Below are 18,136 nucleotides of genomic sequence, written 5' to 3'. Positions count from 1 at the left end.
ACATAAGGTTTTGCTTAGGTTAACAGGTTCTCATAATCTCTCAATAATCAAATTTTTCCAACAAAATCTAAAAAGACTTTTTTATGAAGTTCTAGATTCATATTAGGAGAAAGTGCTACACGAACAATATAATCTTTGTCACCTTCTTTAGTTGTCCCTTGAGTAGATGTTGCAGGAATGGTCCAATAACAGCCTTTTAACTGCCCATAACTTACGCAGAATTTACTTTCATTAGGAATTTTTGTAATCATTAATTTGATTAATTTCAGATTCAAATCTCTTTTATGAGCTTCTTTTTCTTCTGCAGTATTTCCTTTAGTAGGAAGGTCTAGTGAAAACACAGATGGAGTAAATCCTTGTTTTGCCAAATCTTCTGAAACAAAATTTATTTTTGCAGTTGGTAAAGTTTCCTCGATAAAGTTTACAAACTCACGTGTGTTCTTATAAGCATCAATGATTCTTTGATTCATTGAAGGCAATTGTTTGGCTAAAATATCATATTGTAGATTGGTAGCCTCGTTATCGCAAAGTAATAGATGTGTTTCTATCTTTTCCATCAAAGCATCCGTTTTTTTATTTCCTACAACGTATCCTGAAGTACATAATCCACCACTTGGAAATTTAGATCCACTTGCATAAGAAATAGCTCTCATTGTTGAGAGGATATCTCCTTCACCTAGAAAATGAAAATTAGGACAAAAGGTTTGATCTAAAATAAAAACAGGATCGATCGCCAATTTACCAGTCGCAGTTTTACGTTCTTTACTTAAAACAGCCTTTAACTGAATTAAATCTGGAACCTCTACTCTAGGATTTGTTGGAATTTCAGCGATGATGTAAGGGATTGCATCTTCTTTAGCTATTTTATCTAGAACAGTATTGATACTTTGAACCATGTCATTATCACCATCAACTGGTAAATCGACAACTTCAACAAAATCAATGCTAGCAGCAACGCGTCTTGCTTGGTCGTTTGTGCCACCATAACAATTTGGAGGAACAATAAATTTTATAGCTTTTCCTTTGTGTTTTTCTATGGCATCATGAATGAGTCCCATCATAATAGCATACTGAATTGATAGTCCACTAGAACCAACAAGTGGTTTTCCAGTTGTATTGGTAATATCTTTAATGGAATCTAAAACTTGTGTTTTATTTGCTTCGACATTACTTTTTTGAGTAGAAATAAAAGCATCATATACTAGCGATTTTAAGGCAACAAGACAATTGGCAGGCGTCATGGCAATGGTCTCTCTTCTTCTTACATGTTGAATTTCTGGAATATAATTTTCGTTTTCCTTGCCATTGACTAATAAAACACTACCCAATTGAGAGCCCGCCTGCCCTTTGACATGGTAAAGGTTAATATAGAAATCAATATTTGAGCTAAGATCAAAATTAGAAATATCATCTTGTTGTGAAATAAAAATGGTACTGCCTTTAAACGACGAAACATCTGTAACCTTTTCAATTTGTTTTAATTCAAAATGATACCCATAAACATGTTTTAAGACCTCTGCATCAAAACAATCAGGTAATTCTCTAGAATATAGAATTTGGGTGTTTTTATTTTCTAATAAATTTTTCCTAAGAATGGCTAAGATGGGAACCGTCTGTGATGAAAAACTAATGACATTTTCTGGATTTAAACCATGTAATTTAGCAATAGCCCATTCTAAAACACAAGATAATGGATGGCCTAAACGAATATAGTCGTAAGCTGTTGGTAATTCATTAAGTGCTAATTCATCAGAATTATTGTCATTAAATAGGCTTTCAAACTGATTTAAAAATTGCGTTTTAGCCAAGGATTCATCATAAATATCTAATCGATGGGTTGTTAGATTTAACCAGCTACTTGGCATGTTTTCCAGAGTATCTTTAATATAATTCAGTATTTTATTGATTTCCATAATTATCGTCTTAAAATAGGATGCGAATATACTTTAATTAGATTTTTTTATAAAGTGTTATTTTACGTTTTGTTACATTTTGTCTAACAATAAAACATATTCACTAGTGGCTTATCATAATTCTATATACTCCAAACAAACTTCCCTTCATTATTCAATGCAGAATCTGTACCTTTGCAACTTTGCTAATTTTATGAGTCCATTCGAAGAAAATATTGAGGTTCAAGGAGCTCGCGTCCATAATCTAAAAAATATAGATGTTACCATTCCTAGAGAAAAACTGGTTGTTATTACTGGTTTATCTGGTAGTGGAAAATCGTCTTTGGCTTTCGATACTATTTATGCTGAAGGACAACGTCGCTACATAGAAACTTTTTCTGCTTATGCCAGACAGTTTTTAGGTGGTTTGGAACGTCCAGATGTGGATAAAATTGATGGGCTTTCGCCAGTAATTGCTATAGAACAAAAAACCACTAGCAAATCGCCACGTTCAACCGTTGGTACCATTACAGAAATTTACGATTTTTTAAGACTTCTCTTTGCTCGTGCTAGTGATGCTTATAGCTACAATTCTGGAGAAAAAATGGTGAGTTATAACGACAAGCAGATTAAGGAACTTATTATTGAAAGTTTTAAAGGAAAGCGCATCAATATACTAGCTCCAGTTATTCGTTCACGTAAGGGCCATTACAGAGAGTTGTTCGAACAAATAGCCAAGCAAGGTTTTGTAAAAGTAAGAGCAGATGGCGAAATTAAAGATCTTGTTAAGGGCATGAAGCTAGATCGTTACAAAACTCATGATATTGAAATTGTAATCGATCGTTTAAAAATAGACGACTCTGTTGATAACGATAAACGTCTTACAGAAACTATAAATACAGCCATGTATCATGGAGAAGATGTTCTCATGGTTTTAGATCAAGACACACAAAAAACTAGATATTTTAGCAGGAATTTAATGTGTCCTAGTTCTGGTATTTCTTATCCAAATCCGGAACCTAATAACTTTTCATTCAATTCGCCAAAAGGTGCTTGTCCTAAATGTAATGGTATCGGTTCTTTGTATCAGGTTAACGAAAACAAGATAATTCCAAACCAAAAATTATCAATAGCTGCTGGAGCATTAGCACCACATGGTCCACAAAAAAACTCATGGATTTTCAAGCAGTTTGAAACAATAGCACATCGATTTAGTTTCTCTTTAAACGATTCTTATAAAGATATTCCAGATGAGGCTAAACAGATTATTCTGTATGGAGGTAACGAAAAGTTTTCGGTAGAAAGTAAAACTCTTGGAGTAACTAGAGATTATAAAATTGAATTTGAAGGAGTAGCCAACTTTATAGAAAGTCAATATAAACAAGCAGAAACTACATCGTTAAAACGTTGGGCAAAAGAGTATATGGATAAAGTAACTTGCGACGAGTGTCAAGGCTCTCGATTAAGACAAGAATCTTTATACTTTAAAATAAATGAAAAGAATATTTCCGATTTAGCTAATAAAGATATTGTTGAATTGGCTGAATGGTTTAACGATTTAGAAAATCATCTTTCAGAAAAACAATTAAAAATTGCTGAAGAAGTTATTAAAGAAATTAAAACCAGACTTCAATTTTTATTAGATGTTGGGTTGGAATATTTATCCTTAAACCGAAGCTCTAAATCCCTTTCTGGTGGTGAAGCACAACGCATCAGATTAGCTACACAAATAGGCTCTCAACTGGTTGGCGTGCTTTATATTTTAGACGAACCAAGTATTGGGCTACACCAAAGAGATAACGAAAAACTAATTAAGTCATTAGTATCTTTAAGAGATATAGGTAATTCGGTTATTGTTGTTGAACATGATAAAGACATGATAGAACATGCAGATTATGTGATTGATATTGGTCCTAAAGCTGGAAAACATGGAGGTGAAATAATTAGTATAGGCACACCAGCCGAACTGAAAACTCATCATACTTTAACAGCAGATTATTTAAATGGAACTAAAGAAATTGAAGTCCCTAAAACACGAAGAAAAGGAAACGGAAAACATATAGAGTTAAAAGGTTGCACAGGAAATAACTTAAAAAATGTTTCTGTAAAACTTCCTTTAGGAAAAATGATTGGTGTTACTGGAGTTTCAGGAAGTGGAAAATCGACTTTAATAAACGAAACCCTCTATCCTATTATGAATGCGCACTATTTTAATGGTGTAAAAAAACCAATGCCATACAAAAGCATTAAAGGTTTAGAACATATAGATAAAGTTATAGATATCAATCAGTCTCCAATTGGTAGAACTCCAAGATCAAATCCAGCCACATATACTGGAACTTTTAGCGAAATACGTAGTTTATATGCTAAAATTCCCGAAGCTATGATTCGTGGTTATAAACCAGGACGTTTTAGTTTTAATGTAAAAGGTGGTCGTTGCGAAACTTGTCAAGGTGGTGGATTACGAGTTATAGAAATGAATTTCCTACCAGATGTGTATGTAGAATGCGAAACTTGTCAAGGGAAACGTTTTAATAGAGAAACGCTAGAGATTCGTTATAAAGGAAAATCTATTAGCGATGTTTTAAATATGACTATCAATGAAGCTGTTCCGTTTTTTGAACACATTCCAAAAATTCATAAAAAACTAAAAACTATTAAAGATGTTGGACTTGGTTATATTACTTTAGGGCAACAAAGCACAACACTTTCTGGTGGTGAAGCACAACGTATAAAACTAGCTACTGAATTGAGCAAACGAGATACTGGAAATACTTTCTATATTTTAGACGAACCTACAACTGGCCTGCATTTTGAAGATATTCGTGTCCTTATGATTGTCCTTAACAAATTAGCAGACAAAGGAAATACGGTTTTAATTATTGAGCATAATTTAGATGTTATTAAAATGGTAGACCATATTATCGATATTGGTTACGAAGGTGGAAAAAATGGTGGAGAAATTATTGTTGAAGGAACTCCAGAGGAAGTTATAAAACATAAAAAAAGTTATACAGCGCATTTCCTTAAAAAAGAATTAAAATAAAGTAGTTCTCATTTTAATTCATTAAATTGGTTACTTAACCATTAAATTATTAATTATGAGAAGTTTACTTTGGCTTGTTGCAGTAGTATGTATCGTTATTTGGTTACTAGGATTTTTAGGTATTGTTCCAGGGATTCCAACTGGTAATTTAATTCATATTTTATTAGTTATTGCTGTTATTGTTATTTTGTACAATCTTATTTCTGGTCGAGGACCTTTAAAATAAATTAATATCCAATCTTAATATTAAAAAGACAAATCTTAAGCAGATTTGTCTTTTTTTATGCTTTATTGAAATCATTTAAATAAAGTAACCAAAATGTCTATATTTCTCTTAAATTTGCCTTTGGATTAAGCTAAAACAACAGGAGTTTAGTAAAGCTTAATTCATATAAACATTAGAAATTATATATAGATGAGAGAAGAACAACATCATAAACGTTGGAATGAAATAAAAACAAACGACTCATGGGCCATTTTTAAAATCATGGGAGAGTTTGTAAATGGTTATGAAAAACTAAGTAAAATTGGGCCTTGTGTATCCATTTTTGGGTCAGCTAGAACCAAGCCAGATGATAAATATTATAAATTAGCTGAAGATGTTGCAGCCAAAATTGTCGATCATGGCTATGGTGTGATAACAGGTGGTGGACCAGGAATCATGGAGGCTGGAAATAAAGGCGCACATATAGCTGGAGGAACATCAGTTGGATTAAATATCGAATTACCATTCGAACAGCATGACAACCCTTATATCGATTCAGATAAAAGCCTGGATTTCGATTATTTCTTTGTTAGAAAAGTCATGTTTGTAAAATACTCTCAAGGTTTTGTAGTTATGCCTGGAGGATTTGGAACTTTAGACGAATTATTTGAAGCCATTACCTTAATTCAAACAAACAAAATAGAGAAATTTCCAATTATTTTAGTGGGAACAGAATTTTGGGATGGATTAATGGATTGGGTAAAAGCAACTCTTTTAAAGCAATTTAATAATATTAGCGCAAAAGACTTAGATTTAATTCACGTTGTAGACACTCCTGATGAAGTGATTAGTATTTTAGATAGTTTCTATAAAGAATACGAATTAAGTCCTAACTTCTAATATTAAATTATTCCCTAAGAATAATATGAAAAAGAAAATACAAATTGTATCGATGCTTTGCGTCCTGATAACCAATGGCTTGTTTGCACAAGAAAGCTTTAAGGTGATGTTTTACAATTTGTTGAATTTTCCCTTAGAAACCAATGTGCCTGATAGAATACAGTATTTAGATAATATATTAGATAATTACCAACCAGATATTTTAACAGTTTGCGAATTAAATAATGTGTCTGGTGCCAATACTGTTTTACAAGTATTACAAAATAGAGTTAGTGAAGATTTTAGAAGTGCTGTGTTTACATTAAATACGTCTGATGACAACCTGGGCAACCAAAACGATCTTCAGAATTTGATTTATTATAACAGTTCAAAATTCATTTTAGAAAGTCAGGATGTTGTTACAACTATATATCGCGATTTCAATCATTATAAATTAAAGTTAAATTCTGTCAACCAAGACAGTAATCCTGTATATTTAGATGTCATTGTCTGCCACTTAAAAGCATCAAGTGGTACAGACAACCAAGCATTAAGATTAGAAATGGTTCAAGATTTAACAACATATTTAAACACGTTTCCTTCTAACAGCTATATCATGCTGGCTGGAGATTTAAATGTATATACTAGTTCTGAGCCTGCTTTTCAAGAATTATTAGACAATACTAATAACATAGTATTTACAGATCCTGCCAATAAAGTTGGTAGTTGGCATAATAACACAAATTATATAGATGTATTTACACAATCTACCCGAACACAAACAGGTTTGGGAGGTTCTATTGGTGGTTTTGACGATAGATTTGATTTTATTTTAACATCAACTAATATGCTATCGAATGCAGACTTATACTATGCAGATTCTTCATATCAAGTGTATGGTAATAATGGTAACATTAGTTGTTACAATAATGAAATAAAAGATATTGAATGTTCTGGATCAGATTTTTCATCTGAAATTAGAGAAGCACTATACTATTTTAGCGATCATCTTCCAGTAACCTTGCAATTAGAAACAAACGAAGCCTTATTAAATATACAAACATATAACATAGAAAGTTTTCAAATTATTGGCACGAATCTTATTGAAAACACTCTAGAAGTTAGAATTAACAATCAATCTTACCAAACAAAAAAACTTAATATTTTTAATACTTTAGGACAAGTAGTAAAAACAGTCCCTTTAGACGCGTCAAAAACAATAAGTATTGATGTTTCTAATTTAAATAATGGCTTGTATTATATAACAATGTCAAACACAAATGTTAAACCTTTAAAATTTATTAAATCAAATTGAAATTAAGTTTTTTAAGTAGTCTTTTTATTTTATTGCCAATACTTCTTTTAAGTCAAAATAAAATTGATTTAAAGGCAAACTTTGATGCTGAAAAAAAACAGATAAAAATTGCTCAAACTATTACTTATTTCAATAATTCTGAAGCCACTTTAGACACTATCTATCTAAACGATTGGAATCAAAGTTTTGCTACCAAAACAACACCATTAGCAAAACGTTTTGCAGAGGAATATAATACCGATTTTCATTTTGCTAAAAATGATGATAGAGGCTATTCCGTAATAACCTCTATCAAACAAAACCAGCAAGAGCTTGAATTTGATAGATTAATAGACCATATAGATGTTGTTAAAGTAGCTCTTAAATCGCCTCTAAAACCAAACGAAAGTTACACCATTCACTTAAACTATATTGTTCAAGTTCCAAGTGATAAATTTACACGTTACGGAATCACATCTCAAGGAGAATTTAATTTACGCTATTGGTATATGACTCCTGCTGTTTATAATGGCGAATGGCAATATGCAAGTAATAAGAATTTAGACGATTTGTTTATTCCTGTAGCAGACTTATCTTTCGAGCTTCAGTTTCCGAATACCTATCATGTAACTTCAGAATTAGACCAAAAAGATATCTCTCAAAAAGATAGTATTCTAACAGTAATCCTAGAAGGTAAAGATAGAGTTAACAGCAAACTATTTTTAAACAAAACTAAAGCTTTCAATCAAGTACAAACAGATTATTTTACTATGGTTTCAAACATAGACGATGAGAATCTGAGCATGATTGACAACCTTGTTATTACAGATCAAATTTCAGAATACTTAACCAAGAACTTAGGTCCTTATCCTCATGAAAAACTCTTGATAACAAGCATCGATTATAGAAAAAATCCCATTTATGGTTTGAATCTTTTACCAAATTTTATTCGTCCGTTTCCAGATAAATTTCAATACGAGCTTAAAATTTTAAAGACAGCCTTAAATAACTACTTAGATAATATTATTATAACAAACCCAAGAAAAGACCAATGGATTATTGATGGCTTGCAAACATATTATTTAATGAAATATGTTGAAGAATTCTATCCAGATATGAAACTAGCAGGAAGTTTATCTAGAATTTGGGGAATTCGCTCTTTTCATGCAACACAACTAGACTTTAACGATCAATATGCCTTTCTATACATGCACATGGCTAGAGAAAATTTAGACCAACCTCTTAGCATGGAAAAAGATTCGTTATTAAAATTTAATAAAAATATAGCGAACAAATACAAAGCTGGTGTTGGATTACGTTATGTGGACAACTATATAAATAAAGATGTATTAGAAAATTCAATTAAAGAATATATTTCTACATATGCGCTAAAAGAAACAACAACAAAAGACTTTGAAACCATACTTCAAGCAAATACTAGTAAAGATTTAAATTGGTTCTTTACAGATTATCTAAACACAAAAAAACGAATAGATTTTACCATTACAGATGTTGAAGAATCTAGAGATTCTGTAAAATTGACAATTCAAAACAAAACACAAACCAATGTGCCAATATCGTTGTTTGTGCTAAATAAAGATACTGTTGTTTCTAAAATTTGGCTAGAAAATATAACAGACACTAAAACCGTTACCATTCCAAAAGAAGATGGCACTAAAGTAGTTTTAAATCACGATTTAATAGTTCCTGAATTTAATCAAAGAGATAACACAAAGTCTTTAACAAATTCTCTTTTAAATAGACCTATTCAATTTAGACTTTTCAAGGATATAGAAGACCCTTCTTACAATCAAGTGTTTTTTATGCCAATTATAGAATTCGATAACATTTACGATGGTATTGTACTTGGTGTTAAAGCCTATAATAAAACGATTTTAAAGAAAAGGTTTTATTATAAAGTATCACCTCAATATGGAACAAGATCCAATTCATTAACTGGAGGAATCACACTTAATTACAATCAATATATTGAGAATAATGATATTAATTTATTTAGTATCAATTATGGTATTTCTGCAAGTTATTCAAGTTATGCCGAAGATCTGTTTGTTAGAAAATTAACTCCTGGAGTATCTTTATTATTTAGAGATAAAGAAAATTTGATGTCAAATAAAAAACAATACGTTAGCATGCGATATGTTGACATTAATAGAGATCAAGACCTTGGCTTAGATGCAGACGATACAGAACCTAATTATAGTGTGTTAGATTTAAGATACAATAACATTAACAAAGGCTTAGAAGACTATATCTCTTGGTTTACAGATGTGCAGTTCTCAAAAGATTTTGGTAAGGTGGCTTTTAATTTTGAGTATAGAAAACTAACCGAAAAAAGCAGACAATATAACCTTAGGTTGTTTGCTGGTGCTTTTTTGTATAACGACAGCTATAAAACATCAGACTACTTTAGTTTTGCATTAGATAGACCTACAGATTATTTATTCGATTATAACTATTATGGTAGATCTGAAGACACAGGCCTTTTTAGTCAGCAAATAATTATTGCCGAAGGTGGTTTCAAATCAAAACTCGATACACCTTATGCTAACGAGTGGATAGGCACAATCAATGGTAGTACCACCATTTGGAAATACATACTTGGTTATGGAGATATTGGTCTCTTAAAAAATCATGGTCAAGAAGCACAATTTGTTTATGACACTGGTATTCGTGTCAGTTTAATTCCAGATTATTTTGAGCTTTATTTTCCAGTGTATTCCAATTTAGGTTGGGAAATTGCTCAATCTCAATATGCAGAAAAAATTCGTTTTGTGGTCACTCTAGATTTTAAAACCCTCTTTGGTTTATTTAGCAGACGTTGGTATTAATCTATTTCAAAAACTTAAGGTATTATATTTTAACAAATATTTACTCAGTTACTGAGTTTAAATAATAACAATATAATTATAACTAGAAGTAAACCAGAACACTAAGTATATATTTTTAATAACTATAAAAAAACAATAATATTGAATTTATTAATGACGGTTTAAATTAATATATTTAAAAAAAAATATAGATGTATAGTTTATTAAAAATAGCCCTAGTTTCAGCACTAATTACTTATAATGTTCAATGTTTCGCACAAACAAAATCTGTTTTATTTTATAAGGACGGAACTTCTCAAACTGGCTATGTTACATTTAAGAAAAAGGAAATTAAGTTTCAAGAACAAAAGGATGGTAAGAAAGAAAAAATTGAATACGAAAAGTTAGATTCAATATCAGGTTATATAAACCCTCGTTCTAAACGTAAAGATATTAAACCCAGAATGGCCTATGTATTTCCAACTGGTAAAAATGATAAAAACTTTCAAGTCTTTGATCTTGTAAAAAAAGGGAAGGTTAATTTATACAAATTAAGTAAATACGGAAATTATTCAGTGATTTGGGTACCTTCAAATAATAGTTCTTTTGCTACAACGCCAATTCCTGTAGGAACTAGAAAAACAATCACTATCTATGGTGTTAAAAGAGATAATGAAACTTTCGTAACTATTCTAGGTAATAAAGACACTTCCGTATCATTTGTAACAATAGCAGATAGTTTTAAAACCCAAGGGAGTGATTACTTTTCAGATTGCACCGAATTAGCAACAAAAATTAAAGATGGCGAAAAAGGCTTTAGAAAAGAAGATATTAAAAAAGTTGTTGATTATTACAATACAGATTGTAGTGAAGTAAAACACTAATTTAGGTAGAAATAACATTTTTTAAATATCTATTTTATTAAACAACTTAATTAGTAAGATTCCAAATCATATTTCTAATGATTTCGAGAATAACTAACAATCTTTCAGTTTTTTACTGTATTTTACTCTAAACACTGAGAATTTGTTAATTCTTTAACTATCCATCAGATTGCAAAACACACAAATATTGACTAAATTTGTGCCTTTAAAATAAGAATCATGCAGACAAATCCAGACGTACAAAAAGACCTTTCTTTCGAAGACTTTAAAGCAGAAGTTTTAAACGATTACAAAATTGCTGTCACTTCTCGTGAATGTAGTCTTTTAGGTCGTAGAGAAGTACTTACTGGAAAAGCTAAGTTTGGAATTTTTGGCGATGGTAAAGAAGTGCCTCAATTAGCTTTAGCAAAAGCTTTTAAAAATGGTGATTTCCGTTCAGGTTATTATAGAGACCAAACCTTTATGATGGCTATTGGAGAATTAAATATCCAACAATTTTTTGCTGGTTTATATGGTCATCCAGATATTGAACACGATCCAATGTCAGCTGGAAGACAAATGGGTGGACACTTTGCCACTCATAGTTTGGACGAAAATGGAAACTGGAAAGATTTAACAAAACAGAAGAATTCCAGTGCAGACATCTCTCCTACTGCTGGACAAATGCCTAGATTGTTAGGTTTAGCTCAAGCATCTAAAATTTACAGACAAGTCAAAGGTATTGATACTACTAATTTTTCTGAAAAAGGAAATGAAGTTGCTTGGGGAACTATTGGGAATGCTAGTACGAGTGAAGGCTTATTTTTTGAAACCATAAATGCTGCTGGCGTTTTACAAGTACCAATGGTTATGAGTGTTTGGGACGATGAGTATGGTATTTCTGTACATGCAAGACATCAAACAACAAAAGAAAATATCTCTGAAATTCTTAAAGGATTTCAAAGAGATGAAGACAATAAAGGGTATGAAATTCTTCGTGTAAACGGTTGGGATTATCCAGCTTTAATTGAAACGTATCAAAACGCTTCAAAAATAGCAAGAGAAGAACATGTGCCAGTTTTAATTCATGTCAACGAATTAACGCAACCACAAGGTCATTCAACATCTGGTTCACACGAACGTTATAAAGATGAAAACCGTTTGGCTTGGGAAGCTGCATTCGATTGTAATGTGAAGCTTCGTGAATGGATGGTTGCCAATGGCATGGCAACAGACGATGAATTAAAAGAGATTGAAAACAATATTAAAAAAGAAGTTCGCGATGGTAAAAAAGCTGCTTGGACAGCTTTTGTTCAACCTCTTAAGCAAGAGCAACAAGAACTTCTTAGTATATTAGAAAACGTTGCAAACTCTAGTGATAATAAAGTTTTTATTTCAAAACTTAAAAACGATTTAGCTGAAATTAAAGAACCTATTAGAAAAGACATTCTTTCTACTGCTAGAAAAACATTGCGTTATGTAGTTAGCGAAACGTCGGCAGAAAAAACGCAGTTAGTCAATTGGATTAATTCATACATAGAAAAAATTCAACCTAAATACAGTTCGCATTTATATAGCGAATCGCCAAAATCGGCTTTAAACATTAAAGAAGTTAAACCAACTTATAACGCAAATAGCGAAGATGTTGATGCGAGATTAGTCATAAGAGATAATTTCGATGCTATTTTTACTAAATATCCTGAAGCTTTAGTTTTTGGTGAAGATGCTGGACATATTGGAGATGTCAATCAAGGTTTAGAAGGCATGCAGGAAAAGTATGGCGAACTTCGTGTATCAGACGTTGGTATTCGTGAAGCAACCATTCTTGGTCAAGGAATAGGTATGGCTTTAAGAGGTTTGCGTCCAATTGCTGAAATCCAGTATTTAGATTACATTTTATACGCGCTTCAAATTATGAGCGACGATTTGGCAACCCTTCAATACAGAACCAATGGTCGTCAAAAAGCGCCACTAATCATTAGAACTCGTGGACACAGACTAGAAGGTATTTGGCATTCAGGATCTCAAATGGGAGGTGTTATCAATCTAATTCGTGGAATTCACGTGTTGGTTCCTAGAAACATGACCAAAGCTGCTGGTTTTTATAACACGCTTTTGGAAAGTGATGAACCTGCTTTAATTGTGGAATGTTTAAATGGTTACAGATTAAAAGAAAAAATGCCAAGTAATATTGGTGAGTTTAAAACACCTTTAGGAGTTGTTGAAACTATTAGAGAAGGAAACGATATTACATTAGTATCTTATGGTTCTACACTAAGAATTATTGAACAAGCAGCTAAAGAACTGCAAGAAGTTGGTATTGATGCTGAAATTATAGACATTCAATCCTTATTACCTTTCGATTTAAATCACGACATCGTTAAGAGTGTAGCTAAAACAAATCGATTCATGGTTATAGATGAAGATGTTCCTGGAGGAGCTTCAGCATTCATTTTAAACGAAGTATTAAACACACAAAATGCCTATAAACATTTAGACAGCAAGCCACAAACGCTTACTGCGCAACAACACAGACCTGCTTATGGAACAGATGGTGATTATTTCTCTAAACCATCAGTAGAGGATGTATTTGAAGCTGTTTACAAGGTGATGCACGAATCAAATCCATCTGATTTTCCGAAATTGAGATAGTAAAAGATATCATATAATTTATTAAGACTTCATTTGTTTAAAAAAGTGAGGTCTTTTTTTTGTTATATTTATAAGCAAACAAAACACACATGCTAACCAAGCAAGATAAAGAACAACTTCGTGGCACTATTTTTAGACACCTTGACGGTTTAGCTACAGCTACTACAGCTTATTCACTCCACAAAAAAGACATTTTAGATTACTTACTGAAAAATAAAAAAGTCTCTCTAAAAGAATTAGTTTCAGTTTTTAACGCAAATGAAGGTTATTTAAATGTGGCTTTAAGAATATTATGTTCTCAAGGTTGGTTAGTACAAAGAATTAATAATAGTACAGACGAAATTATTTTTGAAATAAATGATAAAAGCCAAGAAGCTTTTAAAATAATTCCTATTTACAAAGATGCTGTTACACTCCTAAATTATTCGGTTAAATTTCCTGAAGAACGAATTGGAAGTGACGCTTTTATAGCATTGGAACGGATTTTTAAAAAATATGAAAAGAATTTAGGTTTAACAGGTAATACTGAAATAGAAAAACAAATTTTAAAGCATATTGAAGGCTGCATTGTGGCTCCAATAATTGTATTACTTGGTGTAAATGGCTTGTTTCATAAATATTTTATGGAAGCTTCGTTTACTGCTGAAGAATATCATAAAAACCCAGAAAGTTTCAAGAAAATACTTGACTTCTTTTCGTATTTAGGATGGTTTAAAAAGAAGAAAAACACCTATCAATTTACAGATGAAGGATTGTTTTTTGCTAAACGAGCTTCAGCTTATGGTGTAACAGTTTCATATTTACCAACATTCTTAGCTTTAGACGATTTATTATTTGGCAATCCATTAATTCTAAAAACTGATTCTCTAAGTGACCCAGAAAAACACGTACATCGAGAAATGAATGTTTGGGGTTCTGGTGGAGCACACACAACCTATTTCAAAATTGTAGATCAAGTAGTAATTGAATTATTTAACAAACCCATAGACAAGCAACCTAAAGGCATTTTAGATATGGGTTGTGGTAATGGCGCCTTTATTCAGCATATTTTCGATGTCATTGAACATCAAACGTCAAGAGGAAAAATGCTTGAAGAACATCCATTATTATTGGTTGGAGCAGATTTTAATCAAGCTGCTTTAAAAGTAACCAGAGCTAATTTAATTAAAGCAGATATTTGGGCAAAAGTAATTTGGGGAGATATTGGCAGACCAGAATTATTAGCTAAAGACTTAAAAGAAGATTATAATATTGAATTAAAAGACTTACTTAATGTAAGAACTTTTCTAGACCACAATCGTATTTGGGAAAAGCCAAAAACCATAACCAATAGAATAAGTAGCTCTACTGGAGCTTATGCGTATCTGGGAAAACGTATAAATAATAATTCTGTTGAAGATTCTTTACTAGAACATCTACAAAAATGGAAGCCTTATGTTGAACAGTTTGGTTTATTAATTATTGAATTACATACTATAAACCCAAAATTAACAGCTAAGAATATTGGCAAAACAGCTGCAACTGCTTATGATGCCACACATGGTTTTAGCGACCAATATATTCTAGAAGTAGATGTTTTTAAAAACATTGCCAAAGAAGCAGGATTAGAGCCAGACGAACGTTATTTTTCAAGATTTCCAGATAATGATTTGGCAACAGTGAGTATTAATTTATTAAAAGGAACTAATAATTAAATAATATAAACATGACTAAAAATTTCACAGATTTTGCACTAGCCTTTTTTAGAATTTCCATTTCAGGAATGATGCTTGTACATGGCATCCCAAAAATAGAACGCCTTTTTTCAAGTCCCATAGAGTTTGGAGACCCAATTGGTGTTGGTCCAACGCTATCCTTAATTCTTGCGCTAATTGGAGAAGTAATTGCACCTTTATTTATAATTGTAGGTTTTAAAACAAAACTAGCAGCTATTCCAGCAGCAATAACCATGTTTGTAGCTGCTTTTATAGTGCATTTAGAAGACGATTTTGGCACAAAGGAAAAAGCTCTTTTATATCTAGTTTGTTTTATAGTTATCTTTCTAGCAGGTCCTGGAAAATATGCTATTGACAACAAAAAGTAAATCAAACAAATGTCTGAAGAAAAAAACACCTCTTTAATTACAAGAGATTGGCTAGCCATTGAGCGAACTAAACTTGCTAACGAGCGCACTTTTCTAGCTTATTTTAGAACCTTTATTGTACTCTTGGGAACTGGAGTAACTATTTTGAAACTTGAAATATTTACTGAACTTAAATCGTTTGGAATTATATTGGTTATTGTTTCGCCAGTGATTTTATTGATTGGAGTTATTAGATTAATTTATGTTAGAAAATTAATTAGAAAACACTATAACGCTTAAAATAAAACCTTTTTTATTTACAAGAAAAACACCTATGAAAGCTGTTTCAGTAGTTACTATAAAGAAAGAATTACAACATCGTTCCACAGAAGAGTTGATGGAACTCTGTTTACGTTTATCGAAATTTAAAAAAGAAAACAAAGAGCTCCTCACCTATTTGTTATTTGAATCTCATGATGAATCTGGTTATATAGAAACTGTAAAGCAAGAAATAAACGAGCAGTTTGAAACCATCAACACAGACAGTTATTTTTACATTAAAAAAAGTGTACGTAAAATTTTAAGAAATATAAAAAAGTACGCACGTTATTCTTTAAAAAAAGAAACTGAAGTAGAACTTCTTCTCCATTTTTGTCAAACCTTAAAAGATTTTGAGCCATCTATAAAAAGAAATGTGACACTTACTAATATTTATGAAAGACAAATTGTACTTATTAGAAAAATAATGGCAACACTGCATGAAGATTTACAATACGATTATAATTTAGAGTTAGAAGATTTAGAAAATTAATACAGAATCTTAGTAAACAAGATAAGAAATCAGAAACGATCTTTTAGTTTATTTAAAACAGAATTTAATTATAAATGAAACCAGAAGTAGATACATATCTTAACAATCTTAATAAATGGCAAAAAGAATTAACGAGGCTTCGTGAAATAATAGTTGATTGTGGTTTAAATGAAGAATACAAATGGATGCATCCTTGTTACACATATAAAGAAAAAAACATTGTATTAATTCATGAATTTAAAAATTACTGTGCCATTCTTTTTCACAAAGGAGCTTTATTGTCAGACCAAAAAAATATTTTAGTCCAACAAACAGAAAACACACAATCTGCTAGACAAATCCGATTTACAGATGTATCACTAATTGAAGAGCTTAAGTCAACCATTAAAGAATATATTTACGAAGCGATCGAAGTGGAAAAAGCGGGCTTGAAAGTAAAAAAGAAAAAAACAACAAACTTTGAAATACCTGAGGAATTAAACCAAATGTTCAAAGAAAGTCCCGAATTTAAAAAAGCATTTGAAAATCTGACTCCAGGAAGACAAAGAGGATATCTTTTGCATTTTACAAAACCAAAACAGGCAAAAACTAGAGTGTTACGAATAAAAAAAAGTATTGATAGAATTCTTGAAGGTTATGGATTAAACGATTGTACTTGTGGTTTATCAAAAAGAAAACCAAATTGTGATGGTTCTCATAAACAATTAGAAAGTGTTAAATAAAAAACTGAGATTAATAACCAAATAGCCTATGATAAAATTCTTTCGAAAGATTAGACAGAAAATGCTAAACGAAAACAAGTTCAGTAAATACATGCTGTATGCCATAGGAGAAATTATACTTGTAGTTATTGGAATTTTGATTGCTTTTCAAGTGAATGAATGGAGTAACCAACGTCATCAGGCTAAAGCTGAAGAAATTGTATTAACACAACTTCAAAATGATTTAAAAAAATCGCAAATAGAGTTAGAAAAAATAATCGATGTTTATCAAGAAAGAACAAAGGCATGCGCTATAGTACTTCGTTCTTTTTGGAAAACTGAAACACCACCTGATTCCATTTCGAAGTATATAGAAATACCTGGGATTACCCGAATTTATAGCCCAATATTAGGAACAGCAAGATCTCTTATTAGTTCTGGGAAAATAGATTTACTAAGCTCTTATGAGCTTAAAAATGACATTGTTTCCTATGTTGAAAAAGTAGATGCCAAGCTTATAGACATAAAAAGACATGAAGAAAGCTATTTTAGAAAAGGCAAAGAACTTATATTTGATGTGATGCCTAATACGTATCTTTCTAAAGAGGACTACAACAATAGCTTTGAAGAAACGTCACCAGAGGATTTAAAAGCATATTTTGAAAATGAATTAGTTCCAATGCCTATGGATTTTGACAAAGTCCCATTCCAATCAGATTTTAACGACTTATTCCAAAACGAAAAATTTTATCTAGCTTATAAAAAGTTGTATATCTCACATTATAATATGTATAATATATATGGCGAAATACTTGAGCTTACAAATGAGCTTTTGGAGAAATTAGACAATCTTAATATGGCAAAATATGCTAATAAATAATGAAAGACAAACAAAAAACTCAG

General features: G+C 31.3%; 14 protein-coding genes. 13 read left to right on the top strand and 1 reads right to left on the bottom strand.

What is annotated here, in order from left to right:
• Positions 1-47: 47 nt before the first annotated feature.
• Positions 48-1,913, bottom strand: coding sequence for a PLP-dependent aminotransferase family protein (locus LX78_RS04600; protein ID WP_109681477.1), 1,866 nt, complete (start codon positions 1,911-1,913; stop codon positions 48-50).
• Between the two features lie 193 nt (positions 1,914-2,106).
• Here LX78_RS04600 and uvrA point away from each other — a divergent pair, with 193 nt between their 5' ends.
• The 13 genes from uvrA (at position 2,107) to LX78_RS04535 (ending at position 18,113) form a co-directional block, all read left to right on the top strand.
• Positions 2,107-4,938 (top strand): excinuclease ABC subunit UvrA, encoded by a 2,832-nt coding sequence (gene uvrA, locus LX78_RS04595; RefSeq protein ID WP_109681476.1) that lies wholly within the window; start codon positions 2,107-2,109, stop codon positions 4,936-4,938.
• Positions 4,939-4,993: 55 nt separating this feature from the next.
• Positions 4,994-5,164 (top strand): lmo0937 family membrane protein, encoded by a 171-nt coding sequence (locus tag LX78_RS04590; RefSeq protein WP_109681475.1) that lies wholly within the window; start codon positions 4,994-4,996, stop codon positions 5,162-5,164.
• Positions 5,165-5,353: 189 nt separating this feature from the next.
• Complete coding sequence (locus LX78_RS04585) at positions 5,354-6,043, top strand: LOG family protein (protein ID WP_109681474.1); 690 nt, start codon at positions 5,354-5,356, stop codon at positions 6,041-6,043.
• A gap of 25 nt (positions 6,044-6,068) precedes the next feature.
• Complete coding sequence (locus LX78_RS04580) at positions 6,069-7,337, top strand: T9SS type A sorting domain-containing protein (RefSeq protein WP_109681473.1); 1,269 nt, start codon at positions 6,069-6,071, stop codon at positions 7,335-7,337.
• Positions 7,334-10,165: a gluzincin family metallopeptidase gene (locus LX78_RS04575; protein ID WP_109681472.1), complete on the top strand. Its 2,832-nt coding sequence runs from the start codon at positions 7,334-7,336 to the stop codon at positions 10,163-10,165. Before LX78_RS04580 ends, LX78_RS04575 begins: the two co-directional genes overlap by 4 nt.
• A 191-nt stretch (positions 10,166-10,356) precedes the next feature.
• On the top strand, positions 10,357-11,028 hold the full coding sequence (locus LX78_RS04570; protein WP_109681471.1) for a hypothetical protein: 672 nt from the start codon (positions 10,357-10,359) through the stop codon (positions 11,026-11,028).
• A 219-nt stretch (positions 11,029-11,247) separates the two neighbouring features.
• The gene (locus LX78_RS04565; RefSeq protein WP_109681470.1) at positions 11,248-13,659 is read left to right on the top strand and encodes an alpha-ketoacid dehydrogenase subunit alpha/beta; all 2,412 of its coding nucleotides are present in this window, start codon (positions 11,248-11,250) and stop codon (positions 13,657-13,659) included.
• Positions 13,660-13,748: 89 nt separating this feature from the next.
• Positions 13,749-15,353 carry a class I SAM-dependent methyltransferase gene (locus LX78_RS04560; protein WP_109681469.1) on the top strand — a complete coding sequence of 535 codons (1,605 nt, stop codon included), beginning with the start codon at positions 13,749-13,751 and terminating at the stop codon, positions 15,351-15,353.
• Positions 15,354-15,364: 11 nt separating this feature from the next.
• Entirely contained in the window at positions 15,365-15,742 is a 378-nt protein-coding gene (locus LX78_RS04555; protein ID WP_109681468.1) for a DoxX family protein, read from the top strand.
• A 9-nt stretch (positions 15,743-15,751) separates the two neighbouring features.
• Positions 15,752-16,021 carry a DUF202 domain-containing protein gene (locus LX78_RS04550; protein ID WP_109681467.1) on the top strand — a complete coding sequence of 90 codons (270 nt, stop codon included), beginning with the start codon at positions 15,752-15,754 and terminating at the stop codon, positions 16,019-16,021.
• 34 nt (positions 16,022-16,055) lie between these two features.
• Entirely contained in the window at positions 16,056-16,532 is a 477-nt protein-coding gene (locus tag LX78_RS04545) for a hypothetical protein (protein ID WP_109681466.1), read from the top strand.
• Between the two features lie 74 nt (positions 16,533-16,606).
• Positions 16,607-17,254, top strand: a complete 648-nt coding sequence (locus tag LX78_RS04540) for a DUF1801 domain-containing protein (RefSeq protein WP_109681465.1) — start codon at positions 16,607-16,609, stop codon at positions 17,252-17,254.
• A gap of 28 nt (positions 17,255-17,282) precedes the next feature.
• Entirely contained in the window at positions 17,283-18,113 is an 831-nt protein-coding gene (locus LX78_RS04535; protein WP_146192542.1) for a DUF6090 family protein, read from the top strand.
• Positions 18,114-18,136: the final 23 nt, after the last annotated feature.

The organism is Xanthomarina spongicola (assembly GCF_003148645.1).
Taxonomy (GTDB): Bacteria; Bacteroidota; Bacteroidia; order Flavobacteriales; family Flavobacteriaceae; genus Xanthomarina; species Xanthomarina spongicola.
This window is presented reverse-complemented; position numbering and strand designations above follow the sequence as displayed.

Coding starts and splice junctions, on each gene's coding strand:
- LX78_RS04545 (WP_109681466.1), top strand. CDS start 16,056: ATGAAAGCTGTTTCAGTAGTTACTATAAAGAAAGAATTACAACATCGT.
- LX78_RS04535 (WP_146192542.1), top strand. CDS start 17,283: ATGATAAAATTCTTTCGAAAGATTAGACAGAAAATGCTAAACGAAAAC.
- LX78_RS04555 (WP_109681468.1), top strand. CDS start 15,365: ATGACTAAAAATTTCACAGATTTTGCACTAGCCTTTTTTAGAATTTCC.
- LX78_RS04560 (WP_109681469.1), top strand. CDS start 13,749: ATGCTAACCAAGCAAGATAAAGAACAACTTCGTGGCACTATTTTTAGA.
- LX78_RS04570 (WP_109681471.1), top strand. CDS start 10,357: ATGTATAGTTTATTAAAAATAGCCCTAGTTTCAGCACTAATTACTTAT.
- LX78_RS04585 (WP_109681474.1), top strand. CDS start 5,354: ATGAGAGAAGAACAACATCATAAACGTTGGAATGAAATAAAAACAAAC.
- uvrA (WP_109681476.1), top strand. CDS start 2,107: ATGAGTCCATTCGAAGAAAATATTGAGGTTCAAGGAGCTCGCGTCCAT.
- LX78_RS04600 (WP_109681477.1), bottom strand. CDS start 1,913: ATGGAAATCAATAAAATACTGAATTATATTAAAGATACTCTGGAAAAC.
- LX78_RS04590 (WP_109681475.1), top strand. CDS start 4,994: ATGAGAAGTTTACTTTGGCTTGTTGCAGTAGTATGTATCGTTATTTGG.
- LX78_RS04540 (WP_109681465.1), top strand. CDS start 16,607: ATGAAACCAGAAGTAGATACATATCTTAACAATCTTAATAAATGGCAA.
- LX78_RS04565 (WP_109681470.1), top strand. CDS start 11,248: ATGCAGACAAATCCAGACGTACAAAAAGACCTTTCTTTCGAAGACTTT.
- LX78_RS04580 (WP_109681473.1), top strand. CDS start 6,069: ATGAAAAAGAAAATACAAATTGTATCGATGCTTTGCGTCCTGATAACC.
- LX78_RS04550 (WP_109681467.1), top strand. CDS start 15,752: ATGTCTGAAGAAAAAAACACCTCTTTAATTACAAGAGATTGGCTAGCC.